The 17520-nt window shown below is 65.1% G+C and carries 17 protein-coding genes; all 17 read right to left on the bottom strand.

Annotated elements, in window-relative coordinates:
- Positions 1-12: 12 nt before the first annotated feature.
- Complete coding sequence (locus tag HV773_RS03205; RefSeq protein ID WP_377729994.1) at positions 13-1374, bottom strand: EAL and HDOD domain-containing protein; 1362 nt, start codon at positions 1372-1374, stop codon at positions 13-15.
- A gap of 218 nt (positions 1375-1592) precedes the next feature.
- Positions 1593-1895 carry a helix-turn-helix domain-containing protein gene (locus HV773_RS03200; RefSeq protein ID WP_129562281.1) on the bottom strand — a complete coding sequence of 101 codons (303 nt, stop codon included), beginning with the start codon at positions 1893-1895 and terminating at the stop codon, positions 1593-1595.
- Between the two features lie 56 nt (positions 1896-1951).
- A complete protein-coding gene (locus HV773_RS03195; RefSeq protein ID WP_129562282.1) occupies positions 1952-2314 on the bottom strand; it encodes a hypothetical protein in 363 nt (120 codons plus the stop codon).
- Complete coding sequence (locus HV773_RS03190; RefSeq protein WP_129562283.1) at positions 2311-3381, bottom strand: DUF6402 family protein; 1071 nt, start codon at positions 3379-3381, stop codon at positions 2311-2313. The genes HV773_RS03195 and HV773_RS03190 overlap by 4 nt, the downstream gene beginning before the upstream one ends.
- Before the next feature lie 151 nt (positions 3382-3532).
- Positions 3533-4327 (bottom strand): ABC transporter substrate-binding protein, encoded by a 795-nt coding sequence (locus HV773_RS03185; RefSeq protein ID WP_129563348.1) that lies wholly within the window; start codon positions 4325-4327, stop codon positions 3533-3535.
- A 201-nt stretch (positions 4328-4528) separates the two neighbouring features.
- Positions 4529-5620 (bottom strand): succinylglutamate desuccinylase, encoded by a 1092-nt coding sequence (astE, locus tag HV773_RS03180; protein WP_129562284.1) that lies wholly within the window; start codon positions 5618-5620, stop codon positions 4529-4531.
- Positions 5604-6968, bottom strand: coding sequence for an N-succinylarginine dihydrolase (gene astB, locus HV773_RS03175; RefSeq protein WP_129562285.1), 1365 nt, complete (start codon positions 6966-6968; stop codon positions 5604-5606). The genes astE and astB overlap by 17 nt, the downstream gene beginning before the upstream one ends.
- A gap of 9 nt (positions 6969-6977) precedes the next feature.
- The gene (gene astD / locus HV773_RS03170) at positions 6978-8441 is read right to left on the bottom strand and encodes a succinylglutamate-semialdehyde dehydrogenase (protein ID WP_129562286.1); all 1464 of its coding nucleotides are present in this window, start codon (positions 8439-8441) and stop codon (positions 6978-6980) included.
- A 43-nt stretch (positions 8442-8484) separates the two neighbouring features.
- Positions 8485-9522: an arginine N-succinyltransferase gene (gene astA, locus HV773_RS03165; RefSeq protein ID WP_129562287.1), complete on the bottom strand. Its 1038-nt coding sequence runs from the start codon at positions 9520-9522 to the stop codon at positions 8485-8487.
- Complete coding sequence (aruF, locus tag HV773_RS03160) at positions 9519-10622, bottom strand: arginine/ornithine succinyltransferase subunit alpha (RefSeq protein WP_129562288.1); 1104 nt, start codon at positions 10620-10622, stop codon at positions 9519-9521. Before aruF ends, astA begins: the two co-directional genes overlap by 4 nt.
- 35 nt (positions 10623-10657) lie before the next feature.
- A complete protein-coding gene (locus HV773_RS03155) occupies positions 10658-11875 on the bottom strand; it encodes an aspartate aminotransferase family protein (protein WP_129562289.1) in 1218 nt (405 codons plus the stop codon).
- 243 nt (positions 11876-12118) lie between these two features.
- On the bottom strand, positions 12119-13102 hold the full coding sequence (locus HV773_RS03150) for a GlxA family transcriptional regulator (protein ID WP_129563349.1): 984 nt from the start codon (positions 13100-13102) through the stop codon (positions 12119-12121).
- Positions 13103-13177: 75 nt separating this feature from the next.
- Complete coding sequence (locus tag HV773_RS03145) at positions 13178-14005, bottom strand: ABC transporter ATP-binding protein (RefSeq protein ID WP_129562290.1); 828 nt, start codon at positions 14003-14005, stop codon at positions 13178-13180.
- 28 nt (positions 14006-14033) lie between these two features.
- On the bottom strand, positions 14034-14747 hold the full coding sequence (locus HV773_RS03140) for an ABC transporter permease (RefSeq protein ID WP_129562291.1): 714 nt from the start codon (positions 14745-14747) through the stop codon (positions 14034-14036).
- A gap of 19 nt (positions 14748-14766) precedes the next feature.
- The gene (locus HV773_RS03135) at positions 14767-15456 is read right to left on the bottom strand and encodes an ABC transporter permease (protein WP_175194203.1); all 690 of its coding nucleotides are present in this window, start codon (positions 15454-15456) and stop codon (positions 14767-14769) included.
- Between the two features lie 282 nt (positions 15457-15738).
- Positions 15739-16770, bottom strand: coding sequence for a patatin-like phospholipase family protein (locus tag HV773_RS03130; RefSeq protein ID WP_129563351.1), 1032 nt, complete (start codon positions 16768-16770; stop codon positions 15739-15741).
- Between the two features lie 100 nt (positions 16771-16870).
- Positions 16871-17452, bottom strand: coding sequence for a hypothetical protein (locus HV773_RS03125; RefSeq protein WP_129562292.1), 582 nt, complete (start codon positions 17450-17452; stop codon positions 16871-16873).
- Positions 17453-17520: the final 68 nt, after the last annotated feature.

The following is a 17520-nucleotide window of genomic DNA, read 5'->3' as shown; positions in this document are numbered from 1 at the left end:
GCACCTCAATCCTCAATCCTCGATGCGCTCCAGCCCCTTGGCCTCGGCGTTGTGCTCGGCCGTGCCGGCCCACGCCGCCGCCTCGAACGCAAGCGCCGCCAGCGCGCCCGCGTCGAGCGGCGCGAGCGTAGCGCACAACGCATCGACAGCTACCCAGTCGGCGCGCTCCAGCGCCTCGCTCACGTCGAGCAACCGACCCAGCACGCCCTCGCGGCGCGCGATGGCCGCGCGGATCGGCCGGGCGAGCCTGAGCACTTCGAGCGTCTGATCGAGTGGGCCGCCGAACACGGCGTCGACGAACGAAAACACCCCGACCAGAAACGCCGCGTCTTCCTCGGCGGGCCCGGCTTCGGGCAGCCTCGCGGCGGCCAGTTCCATGAAGCGCGCGCGCGCGGCGGCCAGTTGCAAAAGCGGGTCGTCTTCCAGCGCGATCTTGCGGCCGTCCGCGTACAGCAACAATTGCGTCCAGCGCGTGATGCGATTGGTGCCCGTTGCGTTGATCGCCTCGCGCAACGTGCTCACCTTGCGCCCGAGACTGAAGCTGCCCGAATTCGCGAGCCGCATCAGATGCATCACCAGCACGGGATTGAGCTTCAGTTCCGCTTCGAGCTGCGTCACGGTGGGCTCCGAGGCCAACAGTTGCAGCAGGCCCAGCAACGCCTGGCGGGGCGCGCTCGCCCGCCGCGCCCCGCCGCCCTGCGGCTTCGCGAAGTAATAGCCCTGGAAGCGGTCGAAACCCAGCGCGTGAGCGCGCTCGGCTTCGGCGGGCGTATCGATGGCGAGCGCCACGAGGATCTTGCCCGCTGCCTTGAGCACGCTCGCGAACTTCGGCAGCAGTGCAGGCGCGATGCCGCGCGGATCGAGCTTGACCGCGTCCGCAAGGGGCAGCAGCTTCGCGAACGACTCGTCGGCCTGCGTGACGTGGTCGAGCGCGAAGCGATAGCGTTTGCCGTGCAGCTTGGCGAGCCGCGCGAGCAGTTCGGGATCGGCGCCGATGCCGGACGGCAATTCCAGCATCACGCGATCGGCGGGCAGGCGCAGCAGCACGTCGTCGAACAGTAGCTCGCGCGTTACGTCGAGCCACGCCGGATGGCCGGTCAGCGCCGCGCGCAAAGTGGGCGTGCTGAATGCGTCGATTAACGCCTTGTTTTGCGCTGCGTGGCCATCGGGCGACGGCGCTTGCGCGAAGTCATCGTGCGCCACCACGCGCGACACCATCTCGAACGCGCAAAGCACACCATCACGATCGAGCACAGGCTTGCGCGCGAAATAGGCGTGACAGGAATGGGTCGATGAATCTGCCGGTGTATCTGTCGTTCGATGGCTATCTTCGACGCCCGACATGCGCAGCCGGTCTGAGGCACTGAAGCTCATGGGTCCCCCGCGAAACGCCGCACTGTGCACGGCACCTGGTCGTATGGTCTCTTGCGATTTGTTCTTGCTTGTTCTTGCGACCCGCTCACGCGCGGCCAGCGAGGCCACGGCGGCGTTTTCTTTCTTGAGGGATTTTATCCTGGCCCCATACAACGCGCATATGAAGCCCGAAGCCGGATGAAATAAAAATGGTTCATCGAGAACGGCCGGGCGACCGATCAGATGATGGCCTGCAAGCCCTTGTCGGCAATAGCGTTGAGCAGCTTGAGCGCCGGCCCGGTAGGGTGGGTTTGGCCTTGCTCCCATTTGCGCACGGTAGAAGCCGTCGTGTGCAAGTGGAGCGCGAATACTGGCTGACTGAATTTCAGGTCTTCACGCAGGCGTCTGATGTCGGCGGCACTGAATTCACGCACCGGGGGTGGGCAGATCGCGTCGAACTCGCGCATCGTGACTTTGTCGATCGCGCCCGCTTCATACAGCGCGGCCAGGTCGTCGCGCAGAGATTCAATTATCTTGCTCACAGTGCACCTCCAATACGTCAAGCGTATGAAGCGCGAATCCGGGAAAAATTGAAAAATTACCACCTCGTCAACTGCCAGTAAGTCGCGACGATGCGGTCATGCAGGGAAGGCGGCAAAGCTACCATGTCTCCATCATCACCACCGCCCGAGAACATCAGGTAATTTGCGACCCAAAGTATCTCGGGGTCCGGGGCGTGAAGCGTTCGCCGCGCGAGCATTTTCCCCGTGGCGGCGTCGTATAGCCGGCCCACATATTTCGGGTTGTCACCGTGGTCCCAATCCAGCGTACATTCTTCAGCGACGTAACGTTCATCAGGGGACTTACTGCGCGCACAGTCATAGGCCATGGAGTCTGAGCGGTGCGTTACCCAGTAGTAGACGAGTGCGAGAGCAACGATCGCAATTGCCGATTTTTTCATAACTTGATCCGTATCGGTACACGAAGTTGGCAGCGTTTTCGATCAGAAAAGACCATGAAATCGCCTCCTCTTTGATGCTTGATCGCCCAAGCCCGGAAATCTTTGTTATGCACAGGGTAATAAATATTGCCCTTGACCCTCACGTTGCCACGTGCGACTGGATACGGCACGTAAAGGGACCAAATATTGAGCTGCTGGATAAGACCGTGGTACGGCACCACAATCACCCCTTTGGTGCTCCAATGTCCAAGATACTGTGACACACTGCCCGCCTCGTCCGTAAAGTCATAGCTATCCTTGACGTACACATAGACACTCGATATGACGGCTTCTCGTGTGACGTAGTCAATTTTGACGTCTGCCGGTGCGGCGTAGAGGTTAAAGGAGCCTAGTGCACCCGTAAGATCGTCTGGTATGCCATTTCTGTGAAACTGAGACTCCATGAATTCGTCAATTTTCTGTGCAAGCGAGCTTCCAACATTCACACGTTGAAAGTGAAAATATCGATGGAGAATCGGCATGTTGTTTTTGCAGATATCCCATATTTTCATGGGCACGATGAAATCCCTATATGGAACCAACCTTTCCCTAAGTACGCTGATAGCAGCCTGATTATAAATTCTATTTTTTATCAGTTCGTTATATTGTTCTTTCGCACGCTCGAACTTTAGAATCCAACTCATTTTAACCGTCGTAATGTCGTACATAGTCGACGGATAAGGTTCGCCATCCTGATTTCTCTCCGCCTTGAGGTCCTCACCAGTCGGCGCATAATTCAGCTCGCCCGCAAACCAACGCGTCATGAGCTGCGCAGCAACGGGCATGGCCTCGCGTCTCATTGCGTCCGGTATCTCCTGAATATCGAACGGCGGAACTTTAATGACTTCCTTCTGTGGTGAGGATTGCGCTTTGGCGGGCTTGGGCGCAGGTGGTGGCGCCTTGTCCATTGAAATGCCCGGGACAGAAATACGCTGAACGTCCACCGGTTTGCAACCGTCACACTTGCTCCACTTCGAACCCCAAATCGATGTTTTGTAGTATGGGATTTCGCCATCAATGAGATACATGACTGTCTTCTCTCGTGTTCAGATCCTCACGATGCTATACACAGGATGGCGCAACTCATCTCATTAATTTCACAGGCCAAGGAAGACAAAAAAAAGCCGGCGAGGCAAAGCCTCGCCGGCATTCACATAAAACCCGCTAACGCAGCGCGTTTTACTTGAGCACGACCTTCACGTCGAAATACTTCGCAGCGATGCGGTCAATCGTGCCGTCGGCCTTGAGCTCCTTGAGCGCGCCATTGAGCGCGGCCTTCAGCGCTGCGTCGTTCTTGCGCACGCCGTAGCCCACGCCCTCACCCAGCAGCTTCGCGTCGTCGACCTTCGGTCCCGCGAATGCGAAGCCCGCGCCCTGCGGCTTGTTCAAGAAGCCCTTCGACGCAGCTTCGGCGTCCTGGAACGCGGCGTCCAGACGGCCCGAGGCGAGATCGGCATAGATCTGGTCCTGGGTCTGATACGGCACGACGTCGACGCCGGCGGGCGACCACTTGGCCTTCGCGTAGGTTTCCTGGATCGTGCCCTGGAGCACGCCCACGTGCTTGCCCTTGAGCGACTCCGGCGTGGGCAGCAGCGGGCTGCCCTTCTTCGCGATCATCTGGTTGGGAATCGCATAGATCGGATCGGTGAAATCGATCGCCTGGCGGCGCTGATCCGTGATCGTCATGTCCGAGTTGATGGCGTTGAACTTGCGCGCCTGCAGCGCCGGAATCAGGCCGTCGAACGAGTTCTCCACCCACACGCACTTGACCTTGAGCTTCGCGCAAACGGCGTTGCCCACGTCGATGTCGAAGCCCTGCAGTTCGCCGCTCGGCGACTTCGATTCGAACGGCGCATACGACGCCTCGACGCCGAAGCGGATTTCCTTGAGGTCGGCGGCATGGGCTGCGCCCGCGGCCATCGTGAAGGCCGCGCACAGCGTGAAGGTGGCCAGCTTGTTCCAGTTCCAATTCATGTTCATCGGTGTCTCTTTCCAGTCGAAATGCAGCGCGCTTCAAAGGTCATGGGGCGCGCTTCGGCGCAGGATCGCCGCGCCAACAAAGCGGTTCAAACCGACGCGTCGTCTATGACGCGTCGCAGCAACCGCGAGGCCGGGATTGTACCGCGCCCGGCGCAGCCGGTCGGAAAACCCCGCCTGGCGGGGGTTTCGCGCGATTCATGTGAGCGAAGCGAGGGTTTCGGCAGTCGTGTCCACCACGAGCAGGCCCGCGCGCAAGCCGGGCTTCACGGTGGGATTCGGAAACACGATGCGCTCTTCGTCGCGCGCGACGACGTAGCGATACGCGCCGTCCTCCGCGAGCACTGTGCCGCGCGCGAACGGCGTGAAGTTCGCCACGTCGGCGGCCACGTGCAGCGCGAACGCGTCGCTCTGCTTCGTGATCTGGCCGATCACCGTGAACACGCGCGGCATCGGCGCATCCTCGGCCGCCTGCGCGCCCGAAACGAGTCTGCGCACGGCCGCGTCGGCCTGCGCGAAGCGCGTGAGATCGTTCTGCCCGAACGGCCGCACCTTGCCGAGTTCGAGCGTGCACGCGACGGCGCCGCAAGCATCGGCGGTAAACGCCGAGTACGTCACGCCCTTCTCCGTGTGGATCAGAACCGCGGCAATGTTCGCGTCGGCGAGCCAGTCGAACATCGCGCGCGTGGGCGCATCGCCGGTATAAGGTAGCAGTGCGAACTGCTCAAACGCCGAGGCACGGATCGCCGTGTGAAGGTCGAGATGCCAGCGCACGCCGGGAACCTCGGACGCTTCGGCGAAAAAGCGCTGCGCCGCCGTTTCTAGTGCAACGGCGCGCGGCGCCTCGCGGCTTTGCGGCACGCGTGCATGGCGGCCGCTGAAGAGGCGGTTGAGGTCGTCGTCTTCGTAGCGCGTGCCGGCGCGCATCGCGGCCACGTTGCCGAGCACGACCAGCAGACGGCACGCGAGCGCGAGATGCCCCGCCGCCAGATCAGTCACCATCCGCGAAAGCAGCTCGATGGGCGCGGTTTCGTCGCCATGCACGCCTGCGGAGAGCAGCACGCTCTTGAGCGGCTCACCGCGCACGCCGCCGGTGTGCACCGGCTCGAGTTGCAGCACGCCTTCGTCGAGCCATTGCCAGCGCACCGCGCCATACGCGCAGGTGCCCTGTGCCTCGGACTCGCTTGCAGGCCGAACGCCTGCCAGCGTCGCGGCGAGAAAATCGCCGAGGCAGTCGGGCGTGGCCGCGCCCGCCGGGTGCGGCCGGACCGGCTCAGCGCTGGAAGTCATAGAGCGACCCCAGGCCGAGAATCTGCGTGAGTTCGTCGAGCGCGGTGCGCGACTCCACCAGCAGCGCCGGATCGGTGAGATCCTGGGGCGCGAGGCGGTCGCGATAGTGCTTCTCGATCCACGCGTCGAGCCGGCCGAACAGCGCATCGTTCATCCACACGCCAGGCGCCACCGCAGCGCGCTCGGCCTCGCTCAGCACCACGCGCAGGCGCAGGCACGCGGGGCCGCCGCCGTTCTTCATGCTCTCGCGCAGGTCGAACACGAGCACCTCGTCGATGGGGCCGCTGTTCGCGGCCAGCTCGTCGAGATAGATCGCCACGCGCGGATTCTCGCGGCATTCCTGCGGCACGACGAGAATCTGCTTGCCGTCCGCGCGGCTCAAAAGCTGGCTGTTGAACAGATACGACGAGACCGCGTCGGCCACGCTCACTTGCGCGTCGGGCACTTCGATCACGTCGAACGGCGCGCCGTGCGCCCCGAGCTTGCGGCGCAGTTCGTCGTAGACGTTCTTCTGGTCGACGAATGCCAGCTCGTGGCAAAACAGCGTGCTGCGGTTGCCCACGGCAATCACGTCGTTATGGAACACACCGGCGTCGATCACCTCGGGGCGCTGCTGCGCGAACACCGTGGTCTCGTCGGTGAGGCCATGGCGCTGCGCGATCGCGCGGCTCGCCTCGAAGGTCTGGCGCGCCGGGAAACGCTTGGGCTCCGGCCCGCGCCGGTACTCGCTGCGGCCATAAACGAAGAACTCCACGCCGCGCTCGCCGTACTGCGCGCAAAAGCGCGTGTGGTTCGCCGCGCCTTCGTCGCCGAGCGCGGGCGTGCCCGGCAGCGCGTCGTGCACCACGAAGTGCGATGGGTCCGCGAAGATCGTGCCGAGCGTGCGGCGCGTGGATTCGTGCTCGATCGCGCGATGCAGCTTGCTGCACAGGTTCGCGGGCGTGAAATGCACGCGCCGCTCGGGCGTGTCCGCCGAAGGGCTCACGGTGGCCGCGTTCGCGGTCCACATGGCCGAAGCCGAACTCGCTGCCGCGAGCAGTTCGGGCGCGTCCTTCGCGGCGCGCGCGATGGCGTCGGCGTCCTTGCCCGTGAAGCCCAGCTCGCGCAACAGGCGCATCGAGGGGCGCTCCTGCGGCGGCAGCACGCCCTGCGCGAAGCCGAGGTCGGCGAGGCGCTTCATCTTGCGCAGGCCCTGCTGCGCGGCGGCGCGCGGGTTCGCCACCGACTTCTCGTTGTTCTGCGAGGCGACGTTGCCGAACGACAGCCCGGCGTAGTTGTGCGTGGGACCGACGAGTCCGTCGAAGTTGGCCTCCAGGGTCCCCGTGAGTGCCGTATTGAGTTGGGTCATCGTCGATCCTCAGAATTGAAGGCCCGGCGAGACGCTCGCGGGCATGGTCAGCTGTGCGCTCTCGACCGAGGCCATCGGCCAGGCGCAGTAGTCGGCGGCGTAGAACGCGCTAGGCCGGTGGTTGCCCGAGCGGCCCGGGCCGCCGAAGGGCGCGCCGCTCGACGCGCCGTTGGTGGGCCGGTTCCAGTTCACGATGCCCGCGCGGATCTCGCGCGAGAAGCGCTGCCAGAGCGCGGCATCGTCGGCGAGCAGGCCCGCCGAGAGGCCATAGGCCGTGTTGTTGGCTTGCGCGATGGCGTCGTCGAAACCGGCGTAGCGGATGATTTGCGCGAGCGGCCCGAAGTGTTCTTCGTCGGGCAGATCGGCCACATTCGTCACGTCGAGAATGCCGGGCGTGACGAAGCCGAGCGCCGGATCGCGCTGCTCCATGCGCAGCAGCGCCTTCGCGCCGCGTTCGAGCAGTTGGGTTTGCGCGTCGATCAGCTTGGCCGCCGCGCGCGCCGAGATCACAGCGCCCATGAACGGCTGCGGCTCGGCGTTGTATTCGCCCACCGCGATGCGCGAAGACACTTCCACAAAGCGCTCGATGAAGCGATCGCCGAACGCGCCGGTCGGCACGAGGATGCGGCGCGCGCAGGTGCAGCGCTGCCCCGCCGAGAGAAACGCCGACTGGATCGCGTGATGCACGGCGGCATCGATGTCTTCCACGGGCGCGACGACGAGCGGATTGTTGCCGCCCATCTCCAGCGCGAGCACGATCTCGGGGCGGCCGCCGAACTGGCGGTGCAGCAGCGTGCCGGTATCCGAACTGCCCGTGAAGAACAGCCCGTCGATCTGGCGATGGTTCGCCAGCGCGATGCCGGTGTCGCGCTCGCCCTGCACGAGATTGATCACGCCGGCGGGCAGTCCGGCTTCATGCCAGATCTCGACCGTTGCGCGCGCAACGTCAGGCGCGAGCTCAGAAGGCTTGAACACGACCGCGTTGCCCGCGATCAGCGCCGGCACGATATGCCCGTTGGGCAGATGGCCGGGGAAGTTGTACGGACCGAATACGGCCACCACGCCATGCGGACGATGGCGCAGCACGGCCACGCCGTCGGCCATGTCGCTGCGCTTTTCGCCGGTGCGCTCGCCGTAGGCCGTGATCGAGATCGCGACCTTGGCGGCCATCGAAGCGGCCTCGGTGCGCGCTTCCCACAGCGGCTTGCCGGTCTCGCGGCCGATGGCCTGCGCGAGTTGTTCCTTGCGCTCGGTGACGAGCGCCGCGAAACGCTTGACGATCTCGCAGCGCGTCTCGAACGGCGTCTGCGACCACTCGACGAATGCGCGGCGCGCGGCGCTCACGGCGCGGTCCACGTCCTCGGCGCTCGCGGCGTTGCCGCGCCAGACGGTCTCGCCCGTGCCCGGATTACGCGAAACGAATGCGGGGCCGCTAGCCGCGCACCACTGTCCATCGATGAAAAGCTCGTTCATGGTCATCCTTAACTTTCTAGCGTGGCTTTAACAGGCCCCGCTCTTAACCTTGTTTCGCCTTGTGCGCCGCGCCCAGCACGCGCACTGGATCGCCCTCTGCTACGTTCAGCGCCGCCGCTTCCTGCGCGCTCAGCGTGAACGCGCCGTCGTGCACGACACCCGGGGCAAAGCCCACGCGGAAGTCGGTCAACGAGGTGTTCGACACGAGCGAGCGCACGCCCTCTTCCGCTACCTGCGCGGTGCCGATGCGTACCGGCACCACCACGCTCTCGCGCACCGTGCGCAAGTCGGCTGTATGGCATTCGAGCACGGGGCCCGCGTCGAAGATGTCGACGTGATTCTCGTAGCGCAGCCCTTCGGCTTCGAGCATGCGGCGCGCCGGCACCGTGTCCGCGTGCGTGAGGCCCACGCAGGCCTGCGCCTCCTCGGGCAGCAGTTCGACGTACACCGGAAAGCGCGGCATCAGCTCGGCGAGAAACGCCTTGCGGCCGTGCGAACTCAGATAATCGGCGGCGTTGAAGTCGATTTGATAGAAGTGCGAACCGACCGCGCGCCAGAACGGCGAGGTGCCTTCCGCGTCGAAGTGGCCGCGCAACTCGGCGCACAGACGCTCAGGAAAGCGCTCGCGGAACTGCGCGATGAACATGAAGCGCGAACGCGACAGCAGGCCGCCCATGCCGCCCGTGCGATAGCGCGGCGAGAGGAACAGCGAGCACACTTCGGCATAGCCCGTGAGGTCGTGTGAGATGTTGAGCGCGCGCATGCGCGTCCAGATGCCGAGGTCCTGGCTCGCGTGCACGACCGTGCTCACGCGATAGTTATAAAACGGCTGCTGCAGGCCCACTGCGGTTTCGATCCCGCACACGCCGGCCACGTCGCCGGTCGCGGTGTCTTCCATCACGAAGAAGTAGCCCGCCTCGCTCTGTGCCGCCTCGCCCGCCAGCGTGCGGCGCGTGCGCTCGATGCGCGCCGCGAGCGCTTCGCGGTCGGGCTTGAAGGTGGTGAGGCCGGGGCCGGTTTCCTGGGCAAGCGCGACGAGCGCGTCCACATCGCCCGTCTGCACGACGCGTACCACGATCATTGCGCTTCTCCAGTCGATTGTTCCATCGAGTCGTCTTCGTTGTGGCGGTACAGCGGTGCGCAGCGCACCGCCTCGCCATCCTGCACGTTGAGCGCCGCGCGCGTGGCCGCGTCGAGCGGCGCGGCAGCCGGCGCATGCACGCCATGACCCGCGCGCCCCGGCGCTTGCGCCGCTTCTGGCAAGGTCGCCAGCGCGCAGCGAAACTCGCCGCCATGCTGGCTCGCGACCAGATACTTCGCGCCCGGTGCCGCGCCGGCGCTCTCGCGCACCGTGCGCGACTCATTGCCCTCGACCGACGACGTGCGGTCCATCTGCGCGGTCATCACCGGACCCGCGTCGAAGATATCGACATAGCGGTCCGTCTCGAAGCCCTCTTCCAGATGGATCTCGTAAGCGAGCAAGGCGCTCGGGTCCGGCTCGCCCAGCACGCGCTGCGCGGCCTCGGGCAACAGCGGCACGTAAAGCGGATACGCGGGCATCACTTCGGCGATGAAGGTGCGGCTGCGGCCGCCCGAAACCATTTCGATGTCCTTGAAATCGCGCCCGAAGAACTTGCGCCCCACCGCCTCCCAGAACGGCGAGACACCTGCGTCGTCGGTCACGCCGAGCAGCAGTGAAAACACCTCGGGCGTGAAGCGGCGCCGGTTCATCGCGATGTACATCATGCGTGCACGCGACATCAGATGCGCGGCCGCATCGCCACGCAGTGCGGGCTCGATATAAAAGCCCGCGAGCCGGCTCTTGCCCGTGAGTTCGTGCGACATGGTGAGCGCGTGAATCTTGCGGTTCACGTGCAGCTCGCGCGAGGCGTGAATCAGCGCGTCGTTGCGAAATGCGTAGAACGGCTCCGAATAGCCCGCCGCCGCGACGATGCTGGAGGTGCCGACGAGCCTGCCCGTGGCCGAATCCTCGAGCACGAAGAGATAGAACTCCTCGCCGGGGAAGTCCACCTGGGCGCGAAACGAGTCCTCGGACAGCGCGATGCGCGCTTCCAGCGCCGCGCGGTCGTGCGGCAGCGAGTGCAGCACGGGCTGCGCGGTGCGGGCCATGTGGGCGATCGCATCGAGATCGGAGAGCCTTGCGGGGCGAACGAATAGCATCGTCGGTCCTGTGGTCAATGAGGCGCGGCCCGCGTTCAGCGCGCGCCGATCACGTCTTCAAAGGCCTTCTCGAGGCGCGCGAAGCCCTCGTTCAGGTCCGCCTCGGGAATGATGAGCGACGGCGCGAAGCGCAGCACATCGGGGCCGGCGATCAGCATCATCACGCCACGGTTCGCAGCCGCGGCGTTGAAATCCTTTGCACGGCCAGTGAAGCGCGCGTTCAGCTCAGCGCCGATCAGGAGACCCTTGCCGCGCACTTCCTTGAACATGTCGAAGCGTTCGTTCAGTTGCGCGAGCTTCGCGCGAATCGCTTCGCCGCGTGCGCGCACGCCGGCGAGCAGCGCCGGATCGCTCACGAGCTCGACCACCTTGTCGGCAATCGCCGCACCGAGCGGGTTGCCGCCGTACGTCGTGCCGTGCACGCCCACCTTGAAGTGCGCCGCGATGGCTTCGGTCGTGAGCATCGCGCCAATCGGGAAGCCGTTGCCGAGCGCCTTGGCCGTGGTGAGGATATCCGGCGTCACGCCCGTGTCCTGGTACGCGTAGAAGGTGCCAGTGCGGCCCACGCCCGTTTGCACTTCGTCGAAAATCAGCAGCGCGTTGTGCGCATCGCACGCCTCGCGCAGCGCTTTCAGGAAGGCCGGATCGGCGGGAATCACGCCGCCCTCGCCCTGCACCGGCTCGACGATCACAGCGCAGGTTTGCGCACCGATCGCGCGCTTCGCGGCTTCGATATCGTTGTACGGCAGATGCACGATGCCCTGGGGCACGGGGCCGAAGCCTTCCGAATACTTGGGCTGGCCGCCCACGCTCACCGTGAAGAAAGTGCGGCCATGGAACGACTGCGTGAACGAGATGATCTCGGCCTTCTGCTCGCCATGACGGTCGAACGCCACGCGGCGCGCGAGCTTGAGCGCGGCCTCGTTGGCTTCGGCGCCCGAGTTGGCGAAGAACGCGCGATCAGCGAACGTGAGCGCTTCGAGCTTCTTCGCGAGGCGCAGCACCGGCTCGTTGGTGTAACCGTTGCCGATGTGCCAGAGCTTGCTGCCCTGCTCCTGCAGCACGCGCAGCAGGTCGGGGTTGGCGTGGCCCAGCGAGGTCACGGCGATGCCGCATGCGAAATCGATATAGTCGCGGCCTTCGGTGTCCCACACGCGCGAGCCTTCGCCACGGTCGGGAACGAACGGCGCGGGCGAAAAGCACGGCACCATCACTTCGTCGAAGGTCTTGCGGCTCACGGTCTGGTCGTTCATGGCGAATCCTCTTGGGCTCAAATTGGGTTTCAGGCTGGGGGCGGCGTGCGTGTGTTGCGGCGCAACGCCCTTTGCCTCAGTAGCTCTGCCTGGGATGGGACTAAGTGCTCTGCACCAAGTCCCATCGACACAAAAGCAGTGTAGGCAACTACGCCGCAATCGTCTTGCGTAACCGCGACGTGTTTTTTCGTCGTCGCCCGAATGCGGGCTCGATCAGGTGTAATCAGGTGCGATCGTTCGAAATCAGTCGCGCTCCGGCGGCTCCACGAGCGCGCCCGCGCGCGGCTCCTGCGCCGCCGCCCCGGCCGCGCCGCCGTGCTGGCGCTCGATCCAGTTGCGGCGATCCTCGCGCGGCGTCACGCCGAAGCGCTCGCGATAGGCATTGGAAAAATGCGCCGCCGACGAAAACCCGCATGCCAGGCTGATCTGCACCACCGACTTGCTGGTGCGCTGCAACTGCGAGCGCGCCTTCGCGAGACGCAGGCCCAGGTAGTACTTCGACGGCATCGCATTGAGGTACTGCCGGAACAGGCGCTCCAGCTGACGGCGCGAGACGCCCACGTGGCCGGCGATCTCGTCGGTCGTGAGCGGATCCTCGATGTTCGCCTCCATCAGCATGAGCGCATCGTTCAGGCGCGGATGGCGCTCGCCAGGCGCGGTCACGAACGGAATGCGCTGGCGCTCGTCGCCGCTCCTCAGGGTGCTGGCGCCGAGCGCATCGGCGATGCGGTCCACGAGTTCGGGGCCGTGCTCGCGGCCGATCATCGCGAGCATGAAATCGAGCGTCGCCTGGCCGCCCGAGCAGGTCGCGCGGTCGCGGTCGATTTCGTAAATGTGCTGCGTGACGATAGTGCGCTCGAACTGCTCGGAGAACTGCTGATAGGTCTCCCAGTTCACCGCAACGCGATAGTTCTGCAACTGCCCCGCCATCGCGAGCCACCAGATGCCGTGGTGGATGCCGGTCACGAGCGGCGTGCGCTGCCCCACGCGCGCGAGGCTCGCGAGAAACAGGCGATAGTCGGCGAACTGCTGAAAGCGCTCGGTCACGACGATGAGCCAGTCGCACGCCACGGCGTCGCCGAACGCGCAATCGGCGGGCCATTGCGCGCCGCCCGCGAGCGGCACGGGCCGGCCGTTCCACGAGCACATTTGCCAGCGGTAGAGCGCGCGGCCGTCGATTTCATTGGCGAGGTTCAGCGCGTCGACGACAGGGCCGACGCTCGACATCGAGACCGGCGGCAAAGCGACGATCGCGACCTGGGTAGTGCGGGACGCCGCTTGTGACACGTCCTGGCGCCCCGCTTACTTGAGGCTGCCCGAGAGGAACTGGCGCAGCCGCTCGCTCCTCGGATTGCCGAGCACATCGGCGGGCGCGCCCTCTTCCTCGGTGCGGCCCTGGTGCAGAAACATCACATGATTGGAGACGTTGCGCGCGAACCCCATCTCGTGCGTGACGACGATCATCGTGCGGCCTTCCTCGGCGAGCTTCTGCATCACCTTGAGCACTTCGCCCACCAGCTCGGGGTCGAGCGCGGAGGTAGGCTCGTCGAACAGCATCACGTCGGGGTTCATCGCGAGCGCGCGTGCAATCGCGACGCGCTGCTGCTGGCCGCCCGAGAGATGCGAGGGATATTGCTTTTCCACGCGCGGCGCGAGGCCGACCTTCTCCAGATACGCACGCGCACGCTCCTCGGCTTCCTTGCGCGGCACGCCGAGCACGTGCATGGGCGCCTCGATCACATTCTCGATCACGTTCATGTGCGACCAGAGATTGAAGTGCTGGAACACCATCGCGAGCTTGGTGCGGATGCGCTGGAGCTGCTTGTGATCGGCCACCTCGAGGTCGCCGTTGCGGCCCGCTTTGGTGCGCACGGTTTCGCCGTCCACCACGATCTCGCCCGCGTTCGGCTTCTCGAGGAAATTAATGCAGCGCAGGAACGTGCTCTTGCCCGAGCCGCTCGCGCCGATGATGCTGATCACGTCGCCTTTCTTCGCGTCGAGCGAGACGCCCTTGAGCACCTCGTTGTCGCCGTAGCGCTTGTGGATGTCGCGCGCAATCAGCTTGCTATCCGATGAAGATTGCGCTGAAGTTTTCGTTTGGGTTTGCGGCGTGCGCGAAGTCGTTTGCATCGTCTGAACCAAGGTGGTCTCCCAAAAATTATCGCGTACGCACGGCAAGGTAGCCGAGCCAGCGCTTCTCTGCACGGCGGAACGCAGCCACCAGCATGAACGATACCGCACAGTAGATCAGCGCCGCGAGCCCGAACGACTCGAACGAACGGTAAGTGGCCGAGTTGGCGTCGCGCGCGACCTTGAGGATGTCGGGCACCGTTGCCGTGAACGCCACCGTCGTTGCGTGCAGCATCAGGATCACTTCGTTACTGTACAGCGGCAGCGCGCGGCGCAGCGCCGAAGGCAGCACGACGCGCCAGTACATTGTGAACGGGCTCATGCCGTAGGCGCGCGCCGCCTCCACTTCGCCGTGCGAGGTCGCGCGAATCGCACCCGCGAAAATCTCGGTCGTGTAGGCGCAGGTGTTGAGCGCGAACGCGAGAATCGCGCAATTCAGGCCGCTGCGGAAAAACGCGTCGAAGAGCGGCTCGGCGCGCACGAAGGCGAGGCTGTACACGCCCGTGTAGATCAGCAGCAGCTGCACATAGAGCGGCGTGCCGCGAAACACGTAGGTGTAGAAACGCACCGGCAGCGAGACCCAGCGCCGGCTCGACACGCGAGCGACCGCGAGCGGCACCGCGCAGACAAAACCGAACGCCACCGAGATCACGAGCAGCCATGCCGTCATGGCGAGACCCGACACGTGCTCGCCGTCCCAGTAGAGGAATGCGCGGCCAAATTGTTGAATGATTTCGTTCATCGCTCGAGGCTCCCTGGGCTCACAGTTGCGCGTGACGCACGCCGACCGAGTAGCGGCGTTCGAGCCAGATCAGCGCGAAGTTCGAAATGGTGGTGATCGCGAGGTAGATGAACGCCGCAATCACGAGGAAGAAGAACAGGTTGAAGGTGCTGCGGCCCGCGTCCTGCGCGGCCTTCACGACATCGGCAAGACCGATGATCGAGACCAGCGCGGTCGCCTTCACGAGCACCTGCCAGTTGTTGCCGATGCCGGGCAGCGCGAAGCGCATCATCTGCGGAAACAGGATGCGCGCGAACACGCGCACGCCGCTCATGCCATAGGCATGGCCCGCTTCGAGCTGGCCGCGCGGCACAGCGAGAAACGCGCCGCGAAAGGTCTCGGTGAAGTACGCGCCGTAAATGAAGCCGAGCGTGAGCACGCCGGCCACGAACGGATCGATGTCGATCTGCGCCATGCCGAGCGCGTCGGTGAGCTCGTTCACGCCGATCTGGATACTGTAGAAAAGCAGCAGCATCAGCACGAGATCGGGCACCGAGCGAATCAGCGTGGTGTAGGCCGTTGCGCAGGCCGCGAGCGGCCGGTTGAACGACAGCTTCGCCGCCGCGCCCACGAGACCGAGCAGCACGGCCACGCCAAGCGAGAGCAGCGAAAGTTCGATCGTCTTGATCGTACCGGCGAGCAGCACCGGGCCAAAGCCATAGAGCATCACGCGCGTCTCCGTGAAAGTCGTTATCGGCGCCTCGCGCTTTTGTCGCGGGCGTCGTTTTGAAGATGTGCGCGGATAGTCGCAGCGCCAAATGGAATGCTCAAACGCGCGCGCCGGGAATGCTGCGCCGCAACATACGGCGCTTCGCACGTCTGGCCGGCGTTTTGGCCCGCGCCGTCTAGGGCGCGATGATTTTGTAAGCCGAAAAAAACACGCCCCGGCAAGCGGAGCGTTTTCACAAGTTTCGGGTCGCTTTTTCGATAGATGCGACGAGGGGCGCGCGGCCTACTCCATCCCCAACTGCGCTTTGATGGCGGGCAGCATGTACTGCACGGCCGCGCGGCCTTCCGCGATCGCCGGCGCGGCGCGATGAAAGTCGAAGATCCCCATGCCGCCCAGGCGCGGCTGGATCAGCACGTCGGCGGGCTCGCCCGCGAGCCGGCTGCGCGTGATGCGCACCTGCATGATGTCGATGCTCTGGGCCACCGAGCTCAGCATCGAAGGCACGCGCGCACTGGGTGGCGGCGCGACGCGCACGTCCGGGCCGCCCAGCGTGCCCGGCCCCGAAGGCTGTAGCCACTGCGGAAACGGCTTGCCATTGCGGCGCAGCAGTACCGGGGGCTCGGCGGGTTGCTCATCGGTGGACTCGTCAGCGGCCACCTCGGAGCGCGCCTCCGGCAGCGAACCGTCGACCGCATCGGCCGGCGTTTCGCGCGGCATGGTATCGATCGTGCCGCCCAGATCGCGGCCGTTGAGGATGTCGTGATTGAGGTCGACCGCGATCACGGTGTCGGCGCGCATCGCGCGCGCCGCCGAAACCGGCACCGGGTTGCTAAGGCCGCCGTCCACGAGCCACACGCCGTCGTGCCAGATCGGCGTGAAGAGGCCCGGAATCGCGATCGAGGCGCGCACCGCGTCCACCACGCTGCCATCGCGCAGCCAGACCTCGCGGCCCGTGTCGAGTTCGGTGGCCACCGCCGTGAACGGCATCGCGAGATCGTCGATCGCGCACCCGTTGAACTGCTTCGCGAAGATATCGATCACCTTGCGCCCGCCCAGCAGCCCGCCGGACAAACGCAAGTCGAGCAGCCTCACCACGGTCTGCCACGTGAGCTTGCCGACCCACTCCTCGAGCCAGTCGAGATCGCCGTTCGCATAGACTGCGCCCACCAGCGCGCCGATCGAGGTGCCGCACACCACGTCGGGCTTGATGCCCGCCTCTTCGAGCGCGCGTATCGCGCCAATATGGGCCCAGCCGCGCGCTGCCCCGCCGCCCAGCACGAGCCCCACGCGCTGCGCACGCCTGCGATTCATCATCATGCGCGCCTCCCGCGTCCAATCGTGTTCTTCGTCGCCTTCAATCGCTTGCCGTGTCGTTCCAATGTCTTATGTCCATCAGTGGCCCATCAGTGGCCCTTCAGCGCCCGCGAATCACATCGGAGCGCGAGGTCGTCGAGACCAGTCCGTCGGGCCCGAAGTGCACGTTGAAATACGCTTCCTGCGTGACGCCCCCTTCAAGCCACTTCCAGCTCCACACCGTCTCCTTCTTGAGCCGGTACGCAGCCACCTGCCCCGGCTTACCGAGCAAGCGCCGCACCTCGTCCTGGCTCATGCCGAGACGCACCTTCGCGAAATTCTCGGCGGTGAGCACCTGGGTGATCGCCACGAGCCGTCCGTTCGGGCCGATGTCGACCATATAAGTGTTGAGCCCCGCCGGGCCGCGCGGATATTCGAGCCGCCGCGAGCCGTCGTCGAACACGCGCTCGGTCTCGGGCTTGCCCATCTGCTCGCGCACCTGCTCGAGCGTCGAGACGCCAGGCGTCATGCCCTTGAGCAGCAGCACGTCGGGCTTCACCGAGTCGAAGAAGGTCTTGAACGTCTGCCGGAGGGCGTCGAACATGGTGTCGATCTGGCGGTCGTCGCAGCCCGTGAGCGTGAGCGCCGCCAGAGTGGCGCACGCCACGGCGAGCGAGCGTGTGGGTGAAAAAGTGGGCGACATGTCGTGGCTGGGCATCACGGAAGCAGTGCTTGCCGCGCACGCCTGGCCTAACCTGATCGGGCCGCGCT

The organism is Paraburkholderia caffeinitolerans (genome assembly GCF_902859945.1).
Classification (GTDB): Bacteria; Pseudomonadota; Gammaproteobacteria; order Burkholderiales; family Burkholderiaceae; genus Paraburkholderia; species Paraburkholderia caffeinitolerans.
This window is presented reverse-complemented; position numbering and strand designations above follow the sequence as displayed.

Bases quoted from the DNA above. Each gene is read 5' to 3' on its own strand.
- HV773_RS03150 (WP_129563349.1), bottom strand. From the start codon at position 13,102: ATGTCGAGCGTCGGCCCTGTCGTCGACGCGCTGAACCTCGCCAATGAA.
- HV773_RS03185 (WP_129563348.1), bottom strand. From the start codon at position 4,327: ATGAATTGGAACTGGAACAAGCTGGCCACCTTCACGCTGTGCGCGGCC.
- HV773_RS03130 (WP_129563351.1), bottom strand. From the start codon at position 16,770: ATGATGAATCGCAGGCGTGCGCAGCGCGTGGGGCTCGTGCTGGGCGGC.
- astE (WP_129562284.1), bottom strand. From the start codon at position 5,620: ATGACTTCCAGCGCTGAGCCGGTCCGGCCGCACCCGGCGGGCGCGGCC.
- HV773_RS03205 (WP_377729994.1), bottom strand. From the start codon at position 1,374: ATGAGCTTCAGTGCCTCAGACCGGCTGCGCATGTCGGGCGTCGAAGAT.
- HV773_RS03155 (WP_129562289.1), bottom strand. From the start codon at position 11,875: ATGAACGACCAGACCGTGAGCCGCAAGACCTTCGACGAAGTGATGGTG.
- aruF (WP_129562288.1), bottom strand. From the start codon at position 10,622: ATGCTATTCGTTCGCCCCGCAAGGCTCTCCGATCTCGATGCGATCGCC.
- HV773_RS03190 (WP_129562283.1), bottom strand. From the start codon at position 3,381: ATGTATCTCATTGATGGCGAAATCCCATACTACAAAACATCGATTTGG.
- HV773_RS03145 (WP_129562290.1), bottom strand. From the start codon at position 14,005: ATGCAAACGACTTCGCGCACGCCGCAAACCCAAACGAAAACTTCAGCG.
- HV773_RS03195 (WP_129562282.1), bottom strand. From the start codon at position 2,314: ATGAAAAAATCGGCAATTGCGATCGTTGCTCTCGCACTCGTCTACTAC.
- astB (WP_129562285.1), bottom strand. From the start codon at position 6,968: ATGACCCAACTCAATACGGCACTCACGGGGACCCTGGAGGCCAACTTC.
- HV773_RS03125 (WP_129562292.1), bottom strand. From the start codon at position 17,452: ATGTCGCCCACTTTTTCACCCACACGCTCGCTCGCCGTGGCGTGCGCC.
- astA (WP_129562287.1), bottom strand. From the start codon at position 9,522: ATGATCGTGGTACGCGTCGTGCAGACGGGCGATGTGGACGCGCTCGTC.
- astD (WP_129562286.1), bottom strand. From the start codon at position 8,441: ATGAACGAGCTTTTCATCGATGGACAGTGGTGCGCGGCTAGCGGCCCC.
- HV773_RS03140 (WP_129562291.1), bottom strand. From the start codon at position 14,747: ATGAACGAAATCATTCAACAATTTGGCCGCGCATTCCTCTACTGGGAC.